Here is an 18,110-nt window from a genome sequence, read left to right as displayed (position 1 = left end):
CTACGCTCCTCCCGTCGGCAGGTGGGTCGTGAGAGCTCGGGGCGGGGGCGACGGCCAGTACCGCAGAACGAGTCGATTGGCGATCGTGTTGACGTAGAACCCGTTCGACACGTGCGCGTAAAGCGCCTGCCATCGGGGTTCGCCTGCATGACGTGGCAGCAGGCTTTGCAGCAGTGTGACCATGGCGAAGCCGAGCACGGTGGTGACGATGACGATCAGGTCGAACAACCCGCGCAACGGGCGGATCGCCGGCAGCGCCTCGGCGGTCACCGCCGCGGCTGCCCATTGCAGCGTGAAGTAGGCGGCGGCGACCGCAGCCACGCGCATCGACGCCCGCGCAATCACGATCACCGTCGGCTGCTCGTCGACCGCGCTGACGATGAGGTGCGTGAGGCCAAGCAGCACAATGGCGCCCAACGTGAAGATGCCAGGCTCCAGGATCAGCGTTGCCCCGAACAGCGCGCTCACTCCGAGCTGTACCGACGAGACGATGGCGATTGCCAATATCAGCCGCCCTGGATGCGCACGGGCGCCAAGGCTGGTGCTCGACGCGGCGCGCGCAACATCGACCACGCTGCCGGACGACAGGAACGCGTGTGCCTTGTAGAGCGAGTGCGCGACGAGATGCAGCAGCGCAGCGGAAAACGCTCCCAGTCCGCATTGCAACATCATGAAGCCCATCTGCGCGATGGTGGAATACGCCAGTGAGACCTTGACGGACGTCTGGGTCAGCATCACCACGGAACCGAACAGAGCGGTGACTGCGCCGACGATCATCAACGCATCGAGTGCCATCGGTGACGTGACGATGAGGTCTGCAAAACGCAGCAACAGGAAGCCCCCGGCGTTGATGATTCCGGCATGCAACAGGGCCGAGACGGGCGTCGGCGTTTCCATCACTTCCAGCAGCCAGCCGTGCAGCGGAAACTGGGCAGACTTGAGCAGCGCGGCGGCGACCAGCAGAACGGCAACGTGCTGCAAGGGGGCGTCGGCAGCCAATGCGCTCGGTCTCGCAAGGATCACTGCGTAGTCGAGGCTGTGGAAGCGCGCAAAAATCAGTGCCAGAGCTGCGACCAGGCACAGGTCACCGAGTCGGCTCGCGACGAATTTCTTGCGCGCCGCCAGCACAGCGGCAGGCCGATCAGGATAGAACAGCAGCAGCTGATGCAGGGCGAGCGATGTGGCGATCCATGCGAGCGCCAGCTGAAACAGGTTTCCGGAAACGATGACGGTCAGTACCGACGCCAGCGTGAGGCTGAGCCAGCGGAAAAAACGCGCCTGGCCCGCATCGCCGTCGAGGTAGTTGCGGCTATAGCGCATCACGATCATGCCGACAAAGGTCACCAGCACGAACATGATGGTGGTGAGGACGTCGAGATAGAGCGCAAACCCGACGCCATCGGCCCCGAGTGTGGGCGTATGCAACGCGCCCAGACGCGCGTTCACGATGAGCGCGCAGAGGGACGTCACGAACGCCACTCCACTTGCCGCATGGCAACGGCGCGCCATGCACAGGGCATGTGTACGGCCGACAGAGAGAGGCAGTATTCCGCACACGAACAGTGCGGCGGGCCCAAGCGCGATGAGCCAGAGCAGCGAATCGGCAGTCACGATCTCTCCTTGCAGCGAATGGCGGCGCAATGTAGCCATGCGTCGTTGTTCTGTATATTGCAAAGATTGAAACGAACCGTTGTGTTTAGATGAACGATATTTGGCGTTCGAAGTTGAACTACCAGCATCTGCTTTATTTTTGGGCCATCGCCCACGAAGGTGGCCTGACGAAAGCCGCGAGCCGGCTTCACATCTCGCCTTCGGCGTTGTCGGTACAGCTCGCCAAGCTCGAAGCGCAACTGGGCCATCCGCTGTTCGACCGCCAGGGAAGGCGTCTGCTGCTGACCGAAGCAGGCCGCATCGCACTCGACCACGCCGACACGATGTTTGCTGCAGGCAATGAATTGCTGAGCTCACTCAAAGGCCAGCCGGGCGCACGTCGACAAGTGCTCCGTGTGGGTGCGCTGACCACACTGTCGCGCAACTTCCAGTTCGAGTTCCTGCGCACGCTGATCGGGCGGGCGGATACCGAGCTCGTCCTCTGCTCCGGTGCCATGCACAGCTTGCTTGCCCAGCTCGAAGCGCATGTTCTTGACGTGGTCTTGACCAACATCGCGTTACGGCGCGACGCCCACTCCGGGTTGCGCAGTCATTTGCTCGATCAACAGCCGGTGAGTCTGGTCGGGCGCCGCCGCAAGAAGCGATCACCGTTCCATTTTCCGGACGACCTGCGCACCCAACCCATCGTGCTGCCGAGTCTGGACAGCGGCATCCGTGTCGAATTCGATCACGCGCTGGCACTCGCCGGCATTCGCCCGATCATCGTCGCCGAGGTCGACGACATGGCCATGCTGCGACTGATCGCGCGCGAAAGCGACGCGCTTACGCTGGTGCCTCCGATCGTCGTGCGCGACGAACTGTCCAGTGGCGTGCTGATCGAGCACTGCCGATTGCCGACCATTACCGAGAGTTTCTACGCCATCGTGCCCAGCAGACGATTTCCGAACCCGCTGTTGACCGAAGTCCTCGCTTCCTCGCGAAGTGGGAGGGAAGTTCGTTCGACATCGAGAGCTGCGCCCGCCGGCCGGGCGGCGCGTCAGGCGGACGCCTTGGGATCACGTCCGCCTGCCAGAGTCGACCGCCGACGCCGCGCTGAGAATGAGAGTTGAGATGACCGGACCGAAATAGTACTATTTCAGTCCTAGTTGAGATCCGCGCATGCTTCGCGTCAGCAAACTCACCGATTATGCGACTGTCGTGATGGCCTGCCTGGCCACGGCAGGAGACGGGGTCCTGAGCGCGCAGGCGCTGTCCGAACGCTCGCGCCTCGAAGTGCCGACCGTGAGCAAGCTGTTGAAGGTGCTGGCGCAGGCGGAACTGGTCGTCTCGACGCGCGGGAACCTCGGTGGCTACCGGTTGGCGCGTGCGCCCGCGCAGATCACGATTGCCGACATCGTCACCGCGATGGAAGGGCCGATCGGCATGACCGAATGCAGCGCGCATGCGGGCGCGTGCGGCCATGAATCGCATTGCGGCGTGCGCGTGAACTGGCAGCGCATCAACCAGGCCATTGCCACCGCGCTCGACAGTGTCACGCTCGCCGACATGCTGAAAATCCCTCCCCGACGGGGCGCACCGATTCCAATGCGCGTCGCGACCGTCTGATCCTTCGAAGGCAGCCCGAACACCATGGCCACCCCAATCATTGATGACCCGAGCGTCGCGCTCGGGTCTGACGCACCCTCCGATTCCACCGCCAATGCGGAAGTGACGGCGGCGCTCAACCGGCGTTACGACGCCGGCTTCGTCACCGACATCGAAAGCGAAAGCCTGCCGCCAGGTCTCGACGAGGGGACAGTGCGTGCAATTTCAGCGCGCAAGAATGAACCCGAGTGGATGACCGAGTGGCGCCTCAAGGCGTATCGGCACTGGTTGACAATGACACCGCCGAACTGGGCCAAGCTGTCGATTGTGCCAATCGATTTCCAGGCCGTCAGTTATTTCTCGCAGCCGAAGAATCGTCCGAAGTCGCTCGCCGACGTCGACCCGAAATTGCTGGAAACGTACGAGAAGCTCGGCGTTCCGCTGCACGAGCGCGCGCGTCTGGCCGGCGTCGCGGTCGACGCCGTCTTCGATTCCGTCTCCGTCGGCACCACGTTCCGCAAGGAGCTTGCCGCGGTCGGCGTGATTTTCGGATCGATCTCCGATGCGATCCGCGAACATCCCGAACTGATCCGCAAATACCTTGGCAGCGTGGTGCCGATCGGCGACAACTATTTCGCCGCGCTCAACTCCGCGGTGTTTTCCGACGGCAGCTTCGTGTTCATCCCGAAGGGCGTTCGTTGCCCGATGGAACTCAGCACCTACTTCCGAATCAATGCGCGCGACACCGGCCAGTTCGAGCGCACGCTGCTGATCGCCGAGGAAGGCGCGAGCGTGTCGTATCTCGAAGGTTGCACCGCGCCGATGCGCGATGAGAACCAGTTGCATGCAGCCGTGGTCGAACTGGTCGCGCTCGACGACGCGAACATCAAGTACTCCACCGTGCAGAACTGGTATCCGGGCGACGAGAACGGCGTCGGCGGCATCTACAACTTCGTCACCAAGCGCGGCGATTGCCGCGGTGCACGCAGCAAGATTTCGTGGACGCAGGTGGAAACCGGCTCGGCGATCACCTGGAAATATCCGAGCTGCATCCTGCGCGGAGACGACTCGGTGGGTGAATTCAATTCGGTCGCGTTGACCCATCACCGCCAGCAGGCCGATACCGGCACCAAGATGATCCACATCGGCCGCAACACGAAGTCGAAAATCGTCTCCAAGGGCATCAGCGCCGGACACGGGCAGAACACCTATCGCGGTCTGGTGAAGGTCGAAAAGGGTGCGGACGGAGCACGCAATCACACGCAATGCGATTCATTGCTGATCGGCAAGCGCTGCGGCGCACACACGTTCCCGTATATCGAAGTGAAGAATCCAGGCGCGATCGTCGAGCACGAGGCGACCACCTCGAAAATCTCCGACGACCAGCTGTTCTACTGTCGTGCGCGCGGCATCGGCGAGGAAGACGCGGTGTCGATGATCGTCGATGGATTCTGCAAGCAGGTGTTCCGCGAACTGCCAATGGAGTTTGCGGTCGAGGCGAAGAAGTTGCTGGAAGTATCGCTGGAAGGAGCGGTGGGCTGATGCTGAAGATCGACAATCTCCATGTCCGCGTCGCGGGCAAGGACATCCTCAAGGGTCTCTCGCTTCACGTGAAGGCGGGCGAGATGCATGCGTTGATGGGGCCGAACGGCGCTGGCAAATCGACGCTCGGCAACGTGCTCGCCGGTCGCGAAGGCTACGAAATAACGCAGGGTACGGTCGAATACAACGGCCGCAATCTGCTCGAGCTTGCGCCGGAGGAGCGTGCGGCCGAAGGCGTGTTCCTGGCGTTCCAGTATCCGGTGGAAATACCCGGCGTCAACAACACCTATTTCCTGCGTGCGGCGCTCAATGCGCAGCGCAAGCATCGGGGCGAACCCGAAGTCGATTCGATGCAGTTCCTGAAGCTCGTTCGCGCGAAGCTCGCAGTGCTGCAGTTGAAGGAGGAGCTGCTGCATCGCGCTGTGAACGAAGGATTTTCGGGTGGCGAAAAGAAGCGCAACGAAATCTTCCAGATGGCGGTGCTCGAGCCAAAACTCGCAATTCTGGACGAGACCGATTCGGGCCTCGATATCGATGCGCTGAAAATGGTTGCCGACGGCGTCAATGCGATGCGCGATCCGGCGCGCGCGTTTCTGGTCATTACGCACTATCAGCGCCTGCTCGATTACATCGTGCCGGATTTCGTGCACGTGATCGCCGACGGGCGCATTGTCGAAAGCGGTGATCGCACGCTCGCGCTCAAACTGGAAGAACATGGTTACGCGTGGGTCGCCGAGCGCAAGCTCGTGGGCGCGGCCTGACATGGCGGGCGCGCTGCTTGCGTCACTGCTTAGCGAGCCCGTGCCGGCGGGTCGCGAGCACCTGGCGGCTGCATTGCTTCGCGATGGCTTGCCGGGCGCGCGCGACGAAGCGTGGAAATATACGAACCTGCGTGCGCTTGAACAGCGGTCGTACGCGGTTGGCGATGCGCAGGCTGCGACGCGTGCCATCGATCTCGACGCGCTGCTCGTGCCGATCGAAAGTTGTGCGCGTCTGGTGTTCGTCAATGGTGTCTTCCGCCACGATTTGTCGAACGTCCAATTGGTCACCGGCTTGCAGATCGGGCGCAGTGTCGATGATGGCCGTGGGGAATCTGCGCCGACGGACGGAGACCTTTCCGGAGCCCGGTCCGCGGCGTTCTCTCGTCTCAACGCGGTGCTCGCCACTGACGGTCCACAGGTGACGGTTTTGGACGGTGCGACGATCGCGCAGCCACTGCTGCTCATCTTCGTGGGAGTCGCAGCAGACGCGGATCTCGCCTGGAACGTGCTTGCGCGATTTGATCTCGGCGCCGGCGCGTCGTTGAAGGTGATTGAACATCACGTTGCGGCATCGCCCAACGCGCATCTGGGCAATCTGGTGGTCAACCACGCGCTCGGTGCTGGCGCGCATCTGGATCTGGTGCAGTTGCAGGAGGCTGCGCCGGCGGCGACGCTGATTCGGCGCACGACGTGCCGACTCGAGGACACCGCGGTCCTTTCGATGCACACGGTTGAGACCGGCGCGCAGTTGATGCGCCACGACCTGGTCGTCGACCTGGTGGGTCGCGGCGCGCGCTTTGAATCGCGCGGCGTTTTCGCATTGCAGGGTCGACAGCACGCGGACACGCACATGGTGGTCACTCACGATGCACGCGATACCGCGTGCGACATCGTGTGGCGCGGCGTTGCCGACCAGCGCTCGCGTGGTGTGTTCCACGGCGCGATCACCGTGGCGCCCGGCGCCGACGGGTCCGATGCCAAGCTCAGCAACAAGAATCTCCTGTTGTCGCCGAACGCCGAAATTGACACCCAACCGGTGCTTGAGATCTACGCGGACGAAGTGAAGGCCGCCCACGGTGCCACTGTGGGTCAACTTGACGAGCGCGCGTTGTTCTATCTGCGTTCGCGCGGGATGCCGTTGGATCTCGCGCGCCGTATCCTGGTCGGCGCATTTTGCGGTGCCGTTCTCGCGGAAATCCGGCCGACCGCGTTGCGCGCCCACATTGATACGTTGCTTGCTGCGCGTTTGCCGCAAGCGGAGACAGGCGAATGAATGCCATCCAGAATCCGGTCGAGCCGTTCGACGTCGACAGCGTACGCGCCGACTTTCCGCTGCTGATGCGCGAAGTGCACGACAAGGCGCTGGTCTATTTCGACAATGCAAACACGTCGCAGAAGCCCGCGTCGGTGATCGAAGCCGTTGATCATTTCTATCGCCAGACCAACGCGAACGTCGCGCGCGCGGTGCATCAGCTGGGGGAGGAAGCGACCGCGGCCTACGAGTCGGCTCGTGACCGTCTCGCACGCCTGCTCAACGCGTCGTCGCGCGACGAGATCGTGCTGACCAGCGGCACTACCCAGGCGATCAACCTGGTGGCCTACAGCTACGCGATGCCGCGGTTGAAGGCGGGCGACGAGATCCTGATCACCACGATGGAGCATCACGCGAACATCGTGCCGTGGCAGCTGGTGTGCGAGCGCACCGGTGCGACGCTGAAGGTCGCTCCGATCAACGAGCGTGGCGAGCTCATCGTCGAGCGGTTCGTCGACATGCTGACCCCGAGCGTGAAGCTCGCCGGCGTGACGCACGTGTCGAACGTGCTCGGCACGATCAACCCGATCGCGCAGCTCGCGCGGGAGACGCGCCGCCGCGGCATCCCGCTGCTGGTCGACGGATCGCAGGCGACGCCGCACCTGCCGGTGGACCTGCGTGCGCTCGGCTGCGACTTCTACACGGTGACAGGCCACAAGCTGTTCGGACCGACCGGCACCGGTGCACTGTGGGCGCGCAAGGAGATTTTGCGCGACATGCCTCCGCTGTTCGGTGGCGGAGAAATGATCCGCGAAGTGAGCTTCGAGGGCACCACATTTGCCGATCCACCGCATCGCTTCGAGGCGGGCACGCCGAACATTGCCGGTTTCGTCGGTCTCGCCGCGGCGATCGACTACGTTCAGGGACTCGGGCACGCGCGGCTGCGCGCGTACGAGCAGGAGTTGCTTGTGCATGCGACGCAGGCGTTGAAGACGATCCCGGGCCTGCGCATTTTCGGCGAAGCGCCGGACAAGGTGCCGGTGATCTCGTTTCTGATCGACGGCGCGCACGCGCATGATCTGGCGACGCTGCTCGATCATGAGGGAGTCGCGGTGCGCTCCGGTCATCACTGCGCCCATCCGCTGATGAAGTTCTTCGGCGTGCCCGCCACGGTGCGTGCGTCGCTCGCGTTCTACAATACGCACGACGAGATCGAGCGCTTCGTCGCGGCGATCGACAAGGTGCGCAAGCTGCTGGGCTGACGCCCTTAGGCTTGCAGGAATCGGGTCCTCCACAATGTCGGCTTCGACGTTGTACCAGCAGGTCGTTCTCGATCACTACCGCCATCCGCGCCATCGCGGAGCGGTGGACGGATTCACTCATTGTGCCGAGGGTGCGAATCCGCTGTGCGGCGACCGGCTGCGTGTCGAGGCAACGTGCGACGGACATCGCATTGTCAAAGTGGGATTCGCCGGTGAAGCGTGTGCGATTGCAACGGCGAGTGGATCGATGCTGGGCGATCTCGTTGCAAACCGGTCGTCATCAGAGGTGGGCGCGTGGGCAGATCGGTTCAGTCGCATGATCGAATCGGGCGTTGCCGATGACGAGCTCGGCGAACTCAATGCGATGCGCGAGTTGCAGCGCTACCCTGGTCGGCGAAAATGCGCGCTGCTGCCGTGGGCGACGCTGCGTGCCGCATTGGCCGGCGTCGACCGCACCACCACCGAATCGGAGAGTCGATGATCAAGACGACGTCATCGGAGCGCTTCACGTTCCGCAACGCCGAAGCCGCCGACGTCGACGCGATCGTCGCGCTGGTGCAATCGGCCTACCGCGGCGACGACAGCCGCAAGGGATGGACCACCGAAGCCGACCTGCTCGATGGACAACGGGTCGACTCCGCCGGCGTTGAAGACCTGATCGTCAAGCCCGCAAGTCGCGTGATCCTTATGGAATCGGGCAATGATCTTCTCGCGTGCGCACACATTGCACGGCTGGGTGAAGCGAGCTATTTCGGCATGTTCTCCGTAACGCCCACACGTCAAGGTGCAGGCATCGGCAATGCCCTGCTGGCCGAAGCCGAACGTGTTGCGCGCGACGAATGGAACGCCCGCGAGATGCAGATGACGGTGATCCCGCTCCGTGAAGAGCTCATCGCCTGGTACGAGCGCCGCGGTTACCATCGCACCGGAATCCATTCGCCGTTTCCGTACGGTGATCAGCGCTTCGGCATCCCCAAAAGGGACGATCTGCGTTTCGAACGACTGGTGAAACCGTTGTGATCGCGCTTCGGATCCACCGACATGGCTGACTGGGTGCGCGTCTGCGCGAGGGCCGAGCTGCTTCCGGGCGAATACCGCACCGTCTTCGACGGCGACACCGCGATCGCGGTGTTCAATCTCGACGGAGCGCTCTACGCGATCGAAGACGTCTGCACGCACGACGGTGGCGAGCTGACCGGGGGACCGATTGAAGGCAACGAAATCGAATGTCTCCGGCACGGCGCGCGGTTCGACATCACCACCGGTGCGGTGCTGTGCCCGCCCGCCTACGAGCCGGTGGCGAAATTTCCGGTGAAGGTCGAAGCCGACGCGGTCTACACACGCGACGACCGGGACGACTAGACGCGCCCGTTCACCGGCACCAGCGCTCCGGTGATTGCTGCTGCCTGATCGGACAGCAGGAACACGATAACGTCGGCAAGCTGCGCGGGCTTCACCCAGCGATCGAACTCGGCGGTCGGCATGTCGGCGCGATTGGGCGCTGTGTCGATGATGCTCGGCAGCACCGCGTTCACCGTGATGTGCTGGTCCTTCAATTCGTCGGCGAGCGCTTCGGTCAGTCGTGCAACGCCGGCTTTCGATGCGGCGTACGCGCCCATTCCGGCCGTGGCTTTCCCGGCCGCGCCAGCACCGACATTGACGATGCGGCCGGCAGTGCTCTTGAGCAGATGCGGAACCGCCGCCTTGCTCGCGGCCGCCGCGGTCCGCAGGTTCACGCGGTAGAGGAGATCCCAGGTGTCGAGGCTGCCGTCGACGAGCGTTTCCCAGCGAAACATGCCTGCGACGTTGACCAGCGCATCGAGTCCGCCGAGTTTTTGTGCGATGTCGTCGAGCGTTTTCTGCGCGCTCGCCATGTCGCCCAGATCGACATTGCCGAACAACGCGGCATCACCGAGTGGTTCGTGCGGAGTCGCTGTGCGATCGATGGCGGCCACGCGCGCACCGGCTTTCTGCACCGCCTCCACCACTGCCGCGCCAAGGCTACCGAACGCACCTGTCACCGCCACGCATTTTCCCGTCAGCATCATCGCGAGTCCGCCTGTCGATCGAAGGGTCGATGATAGTCGTTCGCGTCGAAAGCTTCGCGAAACCCGCGTCAGCGAGCGGACGGGAACCGCAGCGTCACGCGCAGGCCGAGTCCATCGCGGCCGCGGGTATAGATCACCGCGGCGCCATAACGCTCCGCAATGCGCCGCACGATCGCGAGCCCAAGCCCCGAGCCTTCGCGATGACTGCCAGGCGGTCGGAAAAACCGCTCGCCGAGGCGTGGCCACCATTCCTCGGAAACACCAGGTCCGGAATCCTCGACCGCGAGTGCGATGGTGCGCACCTCCGGCACGATCGACACGGTCACCGTGCCGTTTTCGCCGGCATAGTTGAGCGCGTTGTCGACGAGGTTGACGAGTGCCTCACGCAGCATCACCGCATCGCCGATGACCTCGGCGCCGTGGGTCGGACCTTCGTAGCCGAGATCCACGCGCGCTGCGATGGCGGCGGGCACGCGCTCGCCGATGTAGTCCCGCGCGATACGCGCCAGATCGACCGAGCTTCCCGGCTCGGTCTGCTGGCTGGAGGTCTGCGCACGCGCAAGGGTCAGCAGCTGGCCGGCCGCGCGACCCGCTCCGGCCGACAGGCGTTCCACGTGCACGAGCGCGTCGCGCACGCTCTCCGGTCGAGGGTCCGCCAGCGCGCGTTCGGCCTGCAGGCGCAGTCCGGCCAGCGGCGTGCGCAGTTGATGTGCGGCGTCCGCAATGAAGCGCTCCTGCACGTCGAGCAGATCGCGCAAGCGCGCGAACAGCGCGTCGATGGTGTGCGTCAGCGAGCGGATCTCGACCGGCACCGCACGTTGGTCCAGCGGCGAAAGATCCCTCGCACGGCGTCCCGCAATCTGCTCGGTCAACGGATCGAGCAGGCGAAGGCCGCGAGTGACGCCAAACCAGACCAGCACCAGCACCAGCGCGATCAGCATCAGCACGATCGGCAAGGTACCGACGAGGATTTCGCGGGCCAGCGCACGTCGCTCGCGCAGCGTTTCGGCAACCGCCACGACGATCGTGTCGCCGTCCTCCGCGCCCGCGAGCGCCAGGCTTGCCATGCGCATCGATCGGCCTCCGAGCACGATCGACTCGATTCGGGCGGGCGCGTCGATCGCCGGAGGGTCGCGCATCTCCGGCAGCTCCGCGTTTGCCGCCAGTACGCCGTGCCGAACGCTGCGCACGGCATAGGACGCCGGATCGCTCGGATCGTATTCCATCAGGATCCGCGCCTGCGGGCTGAGGTTCTGCAGGCCCGCATCGCTTCGGATCATCTTTTCGAGCGCATGCGCGCCATCGAGCAGCGAGCGGTCGTAGTTGACGTTGGCGTAGTGCAGCGCGAGCACGTAGATCAGCGCGCCGCTGGCCAACCAGGCCAGTCCCATCGGCAGCGCGAGGAAGAACAGCAATCTCCGCCGCAGGCTTGGCGGATTAGCCACCTTCCGCTTCCAGCAAGTAGCCGAGACCACGCACGGTACGGATGCGCACACCGCTGCCATCGAGCTTGCGGCGCAACCGGTAGACCGCGATGTCGAGGCCGTTGTCGGTGAGCGTGGTGTCCCAGCTGCACAGTGCATCCACGAGTTGTTCGCGACTCATCACGCGATCGAGGCGAGCCACCAGCGCTTCGAGCAGCCCGAACTCGCGCGGCGTGAGCTCGATCGCCACATCGTCGACCTGCGCGCGTCGGCGCGGCAGGTCGAGGCGCAGTCGACCCAGCTGCAGTTCGGGCACGCCCTGGGTCGTCCGTCGTCGCAACAGCGCTCGAACGCGCGCTTCGAACTCGCGCAGCGCGAACGGCTTCACCAGGTAATCATCGGCGCCGAGATCGAGCGCACGCACGCGCTCTTCGAGCTCTTCGCGCGCGGTTGCGACCAGCACCGGGCACGCGTCGGAGCGCGCGCGCAGCCGGCGCAGCAGCTCGATGCCGTCGATGTCCGGCAGGCCGAGGTCGAGCACGATCAGGTCGTAGGGATGGTCGCGCAGCGCCACGTCCGCCTGGCGTCCGTTGGCGAGCCGGTCGACGGCGTGTCCGGCGCGCGTGAGGGCGGCGCCGATTGCGTCGGCGATGGCGATGTCGTCTTCGATGACCAGGATGCGCATGAAAGGGTTGTCTCGATGATCGGGATGCGCGGATGCGGAATGCTTGCACACTTGCGGGGCCGGGTGTTTCCCGATCAATGCGACGTCCAGCACTCGCTCGCCCCGCTTGCACCGGCGCGGCTCTGCGGCGACGGAGAATTCGCCGGGACGTCGCCCGGGCGGCGGGTCTCGCGTCGTTGTTGGTCCATCCATCAGTCCAACGAGGGGCCTTCGCTCGCGGATGGCGCTCGATCAAAACGCGTAAACGTTCGCCAATCATGTTGAGAATGATTCGTATTTGTGATCGAATGCGTGGCCGACCGAGAGCGCCCCCATGTCGATCACTGTCCAACGCAGCCTGCTCAAGCGGGTGCTGTTCCGCCTGCACTGGCTGGCAGGGCTGAGTGCCGGCCTTGTGCTTGGCGTGGTGGGATTCACCGGCGGGCTGCTCGGGATGGAGGAGCCGACGCTGGATGCGCTCAATCCCCAGTTGAACGTGTCTGCAGCAAACCGTGTCGCGCTGACCCCCGATCGCTGGATCGCAGCCATGCGCGCGGCCAATCCGGACAAGTCGGTGCGAAACGTCAGCTGGAACGGCGACGACCAGGCGGTGCGTCTGCGTGTGGCCGGCAAAGGGGAACGCGGTTCGGAGCTCGCAATGGATCCGTATGACGCGACCGTGCTGGGTTCCGCGCGTGGCGCGGCCTTTTTTGCGACAGTGGAGCAACTGCATCGCACGCTTGCCGCCGGACCGGTCGGCAAGCAGATCGTCGGGGCGAGCACCGCGCTGCTGATCCTCATGGTGGTGACGGGCGTTTACCTTCGCTGGCCGCGACGACGGCATTCGGTGGCGTCGTGGCTGAAGCCCAACCTGCAGGCGAAAGGCCGCGGCTTCTGGTGGCAGTTGCATGCAATTGCCGGAACCTGGCTGCTGGTGTTCTATCTGTCCACCGCGCTGACGGGCCTGTGGTGGTCGTACGATTTCTACCGCAGTGCCGTGAATGCGATGGCGGGCGTCCCGACGCCTGCACGTCGCGCGCCTCCGCCGTCGGGCGACGCGAAGGCTGCGCCCGTCTCCGTCGATGGTGCATGGTCCGCGTTTCGAGCGGCTGCACCCGACGCTTCGCGGGCGACCTTTGCGGTGACCGACAAATCCGACGCGCCGCTCGAGATCCGCTACCAGACGGCCGACAGCGCGCACGAGCGGGCGTGGAACACGTTGAAGATTGATCTCGCCAGCGGCCAGGTGATCAGCCGCGAACTCTATGCGGATCTCCCCCGCGGTCGCCGCTTCGTTTCCGCGCTGTTCCCCGTTCATACCGGCAGCTTCCTCGGTGTGCCCGGGCGCGTGCTCGTCGCGGTGGCGTCGCTGCTGTTGCCGTTCTTCACGATCACCGGCGTTTGGCTGTGGCTCCTGCGCCGGCGCAACGAAGCGTCCCGCGCGCATCGCGCAGGTGCGACTCCGACGACTTTGGCGGTGCCCAAGGCCGACACCGCCCCCGCTTGATCGCGGGGTCAAAGGCTGTTCGCTCTCCCTATTTTCCAATGCAAGGAAGTTCCCCGATGTCCGTCTCGTTCATTACCTCCAGCCACGCAACGCCCCGGCGTCTGCTAGCCACTGCACTCGGCACAGCATTCGCAACCACCGGCGTTCCGGCTTTGGCGGACGTGACGAGTGTGGACGCATCGTCCGACGCCAATGCCGCGCCCGATGATGTGGATTCGCGCAACTCTGCCCAGCTCGACAGCGTGACGGTCGAGGGCCATGCGCCGGCGCAGGGCGCGTCGTCGAAACTGACTGCACCGCTGCTCGACACGCCGCAGCAGATCACCATCGTTCCGCAGAAAATCATTGCCGAGCAGAATCTGCTCAACCTGCGTGACATCCTCAGCACGTTGCCCGGCATCACGTTCGGCGCGGGCGAGGGCGGTGGCGGTTACGGCGACAGCATCAATCTGCGCGGATTCACCGGCAGCAACGACATCACCGTCGACGGCGTGCGCGACAGTGCGCAGTACACACGCACCGATCCGTTCGACCTCGACCACGTCGAGCTGGTCAACGGCGCGAACTCGGTGTATTCGGGCTCCGGCTCGGTCGGCGGTTCGGTCAACCTGGTCAGCAAGACGCCCAATCTCGGCAATCGGACGACGATTGGCGCCGGCGTTGGAACCGACTCGTACGGCCGCGTGACGGTCGACAGCAACCAGCAGATCGGCGACTCCACCGCGTTCCGACTCAACGTGATGGCGCACGAAAACGACGCGCCCGGTCGCGATGTCGAGAACTTCCGGCGCTGGGGCATCGCGCCGTCGATCGCGTTCGGCCTCGGTACCGACACCACGCTGACCCTGAGCTACTTCCACCAGCACGACGACAACGTGCCGCAATACGGCGTGCCGACGTACAAGGGCGACGTGCTGCCCGGCGTCGATCGCGAGGCGTATTACGGCTACCGGAATTTCGATACGCAGCAGATCCGCGCCGACGCCCTGACGAGCGCGATCCAGCACAATTTCGGCAGCGACTTTTCGTTGCGCAACCTGACGCGCGTGCAGCGTGTGACCCAGTTTTCGCGGGTCGATCCGCCGCAGGGTACCTTTTGCCTGCCCGACAACCTGACGCCGGCCGGCACCAGCTGCACGCTCAATCCCGGAACATTCCTCGAGATCGTCGTGCCGCCAGGCATGTACATGCCGAGCGGCCCGCGCGGCAACATCCGCGACACCACCAACAAGATCCTCTACAACCAGACCGATCTCACCGCGAACTTCAACACCGGCGCAATTGCGCACACGTTGGTCGCAGGAGTCTCGCTCTCGCACGAGACGTATTCACTGACGGGAAGCAGCCAGTTCCGCAATGCGGACGGCACCAATCCCTACGCGGCGCCGGGCTATTTTCCATTCACGCCGATCGGTGATCCGGATTCGTTCTTTACGGGTGCGAGCCATCGCACACTGACCTCGAAGGTGGAAGGCGATCTCGACAACGCGGCCGGTTACGTGTTCGACAACCTCAAGTTCAGCGACCAGTGGTCGTTGAACATGGGCGCCCGCCTCGAGCGCAACGACGCGAGCGCAACGAGTTCGAGCGTGAAACTCTTCACCGCACCAACGGTCGCCAACCCGACTCCCGACAACACCGGCATCGGCAGGATCACGGGAGCCAATGCGCCCGCCGACAATGCAGACACGCTGTTCTCCTATCGCGCGGGGCTGGTGTTCAAGCCGGTCGAGAACGCGAGTGTGTATGTCGCCTACAGCAACTCGAAGACGCCGTCGGCAGCCACCGTCAACGGCACCTGCACAGCGGCCAGCACCACCGGGACCGCGAATTGCGGTGCCGATCCGGAAACGGCGGTGAACTACGAACTGGGTGCAAAGTGGGACGTGTTCGACGGCCGACTGTCGCTGACCGGTTCGGTGTTCCGCAATGATCGCCAGAATTACCGGGTTGCTGATCCGGGGAATCCGGACAATCCCTCCGGTCAGCAGACACTCGACGGGCGCGCTCGCGTGGATGGCGTGCTGTTGGGTGCGAGCGGGTTGCTCACCGATCACTGGGCGATCTATGCGAACTACTCACATCTGAAGAGCAAGGTGTTGCAAGGCGCGTCCGATTTCGTCGGCACACAGGGACACGACTACACGAAGGGAGATCCGCTGCTGAGCACGCCGGAAAATTCGATGAGCTTCTGGACGACCTACGACCTCTCGCATGACTGGCAGGTCGGTCTCGGGAGCACGTACGTCGGCCGCTACACCGTCAGCCAGCATTCGGCGGCGAATGTCGATGGACCGCTCAACGCGGTCGACAGCTATTGGACCGGCCGCGCGATGGTAGCGTGGAAGGTGAACCGCAATCTCGCGCTGCAGTTCAACGTCAACAACCTGTTCGACGAAAAATATCTGACGCGTGTACGCACCAGCGGCGACATTGCCTGGGGTACCCCGGGTGATGCGCGACAGGCGGTGCTGACCGCGACGTACACCTTTTGAAGGTGAATCCGTTGTCGCTCCTTCGCCGAACGCGCCCATAGCGATGCTCCTGCACGTTCCCGAGGTCCTGTCATCGACCGAACTTGCGCGTTGCCGCGACGCGCTGGCGTCGGCCGCGTGGAAGGATGGCCGTGTCACCGCAGGGCGCCAGTCGGCAATGGCAAAGAACAACGGCCAGCTTGCCGAAGAGGATCCACTGTCGCGCGAACTCGGAGGGCTGGTGCTCTCCGCGCTCGCGCGCAGTCCGACGTTCTTTGCCGGTGCGTTGCCGCGACGCATCTACCCGCCGCTGTTCAATCGCTATGAAGGCGGCGAGTCGTTCGGGTTCCATGTCGACAACGCAGTGCGCTACGACCGGTCGGGCACTGAATCACAGCCAGTGCGTACGGATCTTTCCGCCACGCTGTTCCTCAGTGAGCCTGACGAGTACGACGGTGGCGAACTGGTGATCGAGGACAGTTTCGGCAGCCACGACGTGAAATTGCCGGCCGGCGACCTCGTGTTGTATCCCGGCAGCAGCCTGCATCAGGTGAGACCGGTGACGCGCGGAATGCGCATTGCGTCGTTCTTCTGGATCCAGAGCCTGGTGCGATCCGAGGCGCAACGGCGGATGCTGTTCGATCTCGATGTTTCGATCCAGCAGTTGACGCAGAAAATGCCGGAGGCGCCGGAGTTGATCCGGCTCACCGGCATCTATCACAACCTGTTGCGCGAGTGGTCGGACGTCTGAGTCTTCCATGCACAGCATCGACGCATTCGACGGACCGTCGGCAGAAGCGACGACGGCACTGCAGGCGCTGCGCAGTGCGGCGCACGCCGGCGACATCGGCGCGCAGGCGCTGTTCGCCCAGCTGTTGAGCGAAGGGCGCGGCGTGAGCCACGATGACGTGGAAGCGCTGCACTGGTTCGCACTCGCAGCCAACAGTGGCCACGCGCTCGCAATGAACATGCTTGGCCGCTGCCACGAGCTTGGCCGCGGTACACCGGTGAACCACGAGCTCGCTGCCGCGTGGTATTGCAGCGCGGCGGAGCAAGGGCTCGACTGGGGCATGTACAACCTGGCGCAATTGCTCGCCGCCGGTCGCGGCGTTCGGGCGGATCGAGCACGCGCGTTCGCGCTGTACCGACGCGCGGCCGATCTCGGTCACGCGAAGTCGATGAACATGGTCGGGCGCCACTTCGAGGAAGGCTGGGACGTCGCCGCCGACATGGCAGTCGCAGTGGATTGGTATCGACGCGCGGCACTGGGCGGCGATTTTCGCGGTCAGGCGAGCTACGCGTCGATTCTCGCGTTGCGCGGGGACGTCGATAGCGCCGCCGACTGGTTGCGCCGCGCCGCGAAGACAGCGACACCGGCGTTCCTGCGCCGTCTCGCGGAGGATCTGGCGCGTTCCACTCACGCAGAACTCCGCCTTGTTGCGATCGAGCTGCAGCAGCGACCCGGAATGACGGATCCGTCGATCGCCTAAGGTGTGTCTGCCGGTACGAATTTCACCAGCACGATCTCGCCACCGCCATCGATCACGACACGCGCGCCGCCGTCCTCGCGAAAGTCGGCGTGCAATGAATCCCCCGCTGCCAGTGGCAGTCGCTGCTCGCCGCTGCGCGCGACCGCATGACCGGCAAAAACATGCACGACCCATTCCGCGCCCTGTTCCGGAAAGATCACCATCGGGCCAACCAGTGGCCGCGCGATGACGTCGGCGCGCACGACGTCGCGCCGGGCCATCACGTTGAAGTCGCGCGTCGCGCCCGCGAGAAGCCGGCAGCCCACCGTCGATTCTCCGGCAAACCGCGCATGCGCAAACCGTTGCGTGAGCCGCAGCGGTTCGGCAGCGTCGATGTCCAGTTCGATGCCGTTGCCTTCGAGCAGGAGCAGGTCACGCTCGACGCCGGGAAACTGCGAAAACGGTCCGTCGCGCTCGATCTCGGCGATGCTGATGCGCCAGCGGAAATCACC

Annotated in this window: 18 protein-coding genes; 13 read left to right on the top strand and 5 right to left on the bottom strand. The window is 64.3% G+C overall.

Annotation, left to right across the window (positions count from 1 at the left end):
* The gene (locus tag ABIV12_RS07425; RefSeq protein WP_348057816.1) at nucleotides 1-1,611 is read right to left on the bottom strand and encodes an NADH-quinone oxidoreductase subunit L; all 1,611 of its coding nucleotides are present in this window, start codon (nucleotides 1,609-1,611) and stop codon (nucleotides 1-3) included.
* An 89-nt stretch (nucleotides 1,612-1,700) separates the two neighbouring features.
* Here ABIV12_RS07425 and ABIV12_RS07420 point away from each other — a divergent pair, with 89 nt between their 5' ends.
* The 9 genes from ABIV12_RS07420 to ABIV12_RS07380 are packed head-to-tail and all read left to right on the top strand — an operon-like array spanning nucleotide 1,701 to nucleotide 9,374.
* Nucleotides 1,701-2,720 (top strand): LysR family transcriptional regulator, encoded by a 1,020-nt coding sequence (locus ABIV12_RS07420; RefSeq protein WP_348057814.1) that lies wholly within the window; start codon nucleotides 1,701-1,703, stop codon nucleotides 2,718-2,720.
* 49 nt (nucleotides 2,721-2,769) lie between these two features.
* Complete coding sequence (locus ABIV12_RS07415; RefSeq protein ID WP_348057812.1) at nucleotides 2,770-3,216, top strand: SUF system Fe-S cluster assembly regulator; 447 nt, start codon at nucleotides 2,770-2,772, stop codon at nucleotides 3,214-3,216.
* A 24-nt stretch (nucleotides 3,217-3,240) separates the two neighbouring features.
* Entirely contained in the window at nucleotides 3,241-4,737 is a 1,497-nt protein-coding gene (sufB, locus tag ABIV12_RS07410) for a Fe-S cluster assembly protein SufB (RefSeq protein WP_348057810.1), read from the top strand.
* Nucleotides 4,737-5,498 (top strand): Fe-S cluster assembly ATPase SufC, encoded by a 762-nt coding sequence (sufC, locus tag ABIV12_RS07405; RefSeq protein WP_348057808.1) that lies wholly within the window; start codon nucleotides 4,737-4,739, stop codon nucleotides 5,496-5,498. Before sufB ends, sufC begins: the two co-directional genes overlap by 1 nt.
* A 1-nt stretch (nucleotide 5,499) precedes the next feature.
* The gene (gene sufD / locus ABIV12_RS07400) at nucleotides 5,500-6,771 is read left to right on the top strand and encodes a Fe-S cluster assembly protein SufD (protein ID WP_348057806.1); all 1,272 of its coding nucleotides are present in this window, start codon (nucleotides 5,500-5,502) and stop codon (nucleotides 6,769-6,771) included.
* Complete coding sequence (locus tag ABIV12_RS07395; RefSeq protein ID WP_348057804.1) at nucleotides 6,768-8,012, top strand: cysteine desulfurase; 1,245 nt, start codon at nucleotides 6,768-6,770, stop codon at nucleotides 8,010-8,012. Before sufD ends, ABIV12_RS07395 begins: the two co-directional genes overlap by 4 nt.
* Nucleotides 8,013-8,046: 34 nt before the next feature.
* The gene (sufU, locus tag ABIV12_RS07390) at nucleotides 8,047-8,493 is read left to right on the top strand and encodes a Fe-S cluster assembly sulfur transfer protein SufU (RefSeq protein WP_348057802.1); all 447 of its coding nucleotides are present in this window, start codon (nucleotides 8,047-8,049) and stop codon (nucleotides 8,491-8,493) included.
* The gene (locus ABIV12_RS07385; protein WP_348057801.1) at nucleotides 8,490-9,032 is read left to right on the top strand and encodes a GNAT family N-acetyltransferase; all 543 of its coding nucleotides are present in this window, start codon (nucleotides 8,490-8,492) and stop codon (nucleotides 9,030-9,032) included. Before sufU ends, ABIV12_RS07385 begins: the two co-directional genes overlap by 4 nt.
* Nucleotides 9,033-9,053: 21 nt before the next feature.
* The gene (locus tag ABIV12_RS07380; RefSeq protein ID WP_348057799.1) at nucleotides 9,054-9,374 is read left to right on the top strand and encodes a non-heme iron oxygenase ferredoxin subunit; all 321 of its coding nucleotides are present in this window, start codon (nucleotides 9,054-9,056) and stop codon (nucleotides 9,372-9,374) included.
* On the opposite strand, the gene ABIV12_RS07375 is transcribed toward ABIV12_RS07380, so the two are convergent.
* From ABIV12_RS07375 to ABIV12_RS07365, 3 genes are all read right to left on the bottom strand, one after another.
* A complete protein-coding gene (locus ABIV12_RS07375) occupies nucleotides 9,371-10,060 on the bottom strand; it encodes an SDR family NAD(P)-dependent oxidoreductase (RefSeq protein WP_348057797.1) in 690 nt (229 codons plus the stop codon). The two genes, ABIV12_RS07380 and ABIV12_RS07375, sit on opposite strands and share 4 nt — an antisense overlap.
* A 68-nt stretch (nucleotides 10,061-10,128) precedes the next feature.
* Nucleotides 10,129-11,505, bottom strand: a complete 1,377-nt coding sequence (locus tag ABIV12_RS07370; protein WP_348057795.1) for a sensor histidine kinase N-terminal domain-containing protein — start codon at nucleotides 11,503-11,505, stop codon at nucleotides 10,129-10,131.
* Nucleotides 11,498-12,169, bottom strand: coding sequence for a response regulator transcription factor (locus tag ABIV12_RS07365; protein ID WP_348057793.1), 672 nt, complete (start codon nucleotides 12,167-12,169; stop codon nucleotides 11,498-11,500). The genes ABIV12_RS07370 and ABIV12_RS07365 overlap by 8 nt, the downstream gene beginning before the upstream one ends.
* Before the next feature lie 313 nt (nucleotides 12,170-12,482).
* On the opposite strand from ABIV12_RS07365, the gene ABIV12_RS07360 reads away from it, so the two are divergent.
* Genes ABIV12_RS07360 through ABIV12_RS07345 form a run of 4 tightly spaced genes read left to right on the top strand, consistent with a single transcriptional unit; the run spans nucleotide 12,483 to nucleotide 17,619 of the window.
* Nucleotides 12,483-13,655, top strand: coding sequence for a PepSY-associated TM helix domain-containing protein (locus ABIV12_RS07360; protein WP_348057791.1), 1,173 nt, complete (start codon nucleotides 12,483-12,485; stop codon nucleotides 13,653-13,655).
* 56 nt (nucleotides 13,656-13,711) lie between these two features.
* The gene (locus tag ABIV12_RS07355; RefSeq protein ID WP_348057789.1) at nucleotides 13,712-16,150 is read left to right on the top strand and encodes a TonB-dependent siderophore receptor; all 2,439 of its coding nucleotides are present in this window, start codon (nucleotides 13,712-13,714) and stop codon (nucleotides 16,148-16,150) included.
* A gap of 43 nt (nucleotides 16,151-16,193) precedes the next feature.
* Complete coding sequence (locus ABIV12_RS07350; protein ID WP_348057787.1) at nucleotides 16,194-16,880, top strand: Fe2+-dependent dioxygenase; 687 nt, start codon at nucleotides 16,194-16,196, stop codon at nucleotides 16,878-16,880.
* A 7-nt stretch (nucleotides 16,881-16,887) separates the two neighbouring features.
* The gene (locus ABIV12_RS07345) at nucleotides 16,888-17,619 is read left to right on the top strand and encodes a tetratricopeptide repeat protein (RefSeq protein WP_348057785.1); all 732 of its coding nucleotides are present in this window, start codon (nucleotides 16,888-16,890) and stop codon (nucleotides 17,617-17,619) included.
* On the opposite strand, the gene ABIV12_RS07340 is transcribed toward ABIV12_RS07345, so the two are convergent.
* Nucleotides 17,616-18,110, bottom strand: a 495-nt coding sequence (locus tag ABIV12_RS07340) for a HutD family protein (protein WP_348057783.1), incomplete at its 5' end; no start/stop codon positions are given. The genes ABIV12_RS07345 and ABIV12_RS07340 overlap by 4 nt on opposite strands.

The organism is Dokdonella sp., assembly GCF_039926425.1.
GTDB lineage: Bacteria > Pseudomonadota > Gammaproteobacteria > Xanthomonadales > Rhodanobacteraceae > Dokdonella_A.
The sequence above is the reverse complement of the archived record's forward strand: the minus strand, read 5'-3'. Positions and strand labels throughout refer to the sequence as shown.

Bases quoted from the DNA above. Each gene is read 5' to 3' on its own strand.
- ABIV12_RS07420 (WP_348057814.1), top strand. From the start codon at position 1,701: ATGAACGATATTTGGCGTTCGAAGTTGAACTACCAGCATCTGCTTTAT.
- ABIV12_RS07415 (WP_348057812.1), top strand. From the start codon at position 2,770: ATGCTTCGCGTCAGCAAACTCACCGATTATGCGACTGTCGTGATGGCC.
- sufB (WP_348057810.1), top strand. From the start codon at position 3,241: ATGGCCACCCCAATCATTGATGACCCGAGCGTCGCGCTCGGGTCTGAC.
- sufC (WP_348057808.1), top strand. From the start codon at position 4,737: ATGCTGAAGATCGACAATCTCCATGTCCGCGTCGCGGGCAAGGACATC.
- sufD (WP_348057806.1), top strand. From the start codon at position 5,500: ATGGCGGGCGCGCTGCTTGCGTCACTGCTTAGCGAGCCCGTGCCGGCG.
- ABIV12_RS07395 (WP_348057804.1), top strand. From the start codon at position 6,768: ATGAATGCCATCCAGAATCCGGTCGAGCCGTTCGACGTCGACAGCGTA.
- sufU (WP_348057802.1), top strand. From the start codon at position 8,047: ATGTCGGCTTCGACGTTGTACCAGCAGGTCGTTCTCGATCACTACCGC.
- ABIV12_RS07385 (WP_348057801.1), top strand. From the start codon at position 8,490: ATGATCAAGACGACGTCATCGGAGCGCTTCACGTTCCGCAACGCCGAA.
- ABIV12_RS07380 (WP_348057799.1), top strand. From the start codon at position 9,054: ATGGCTGACTGGGTGCGCGTCTGCGCGAGGGCCGAGCTGCTTCCGGGC.
- ABIV12_RS07375 (WP_348057797.1), bottom strand. From the start codon at position 10,060: ATGATGCTGACGGGAAAATGCGTGGCGGTGACAGGTGCGTTCGGTAGC.
- ABIV12_RS07365 (WP_348057793.1), bottom strand. From the start codon at position 12,169: ATGCGCATCCTGGTCATCGAAGACGACATCGCCATCGCCGACGCAATC.
- ABIV12_RS07360 (WP_348057791.1), top strand. From the start codon at position 12,483: ATGTCGATCACTGTCCAACGCAGCCTGCTCAAGCGGGTGCTGTTCCGC.
- ABIV12_RS07355 (WP_348057789.1), top strand. From the start codon at position 13,712: ATGTCCGTCTCGTTCATTACCTCCAGCCACGCAACGCCCCGGCGTCTG.
- ABIV12_RS07350 (WP_348057787.1), top strand. From the start codon at position 16,194: ATGCTCCTGCACGTTCCCGAGGTCCTGTCATCGACCGAACTTGCGCGT.
- ABIV12_RS07345 (WP_348057785.1), top strand. From the start codon at position 16,888: ATGCACAGCATCGACGCATTCGACGGACCGTCGGCAGAAGCGACGACG.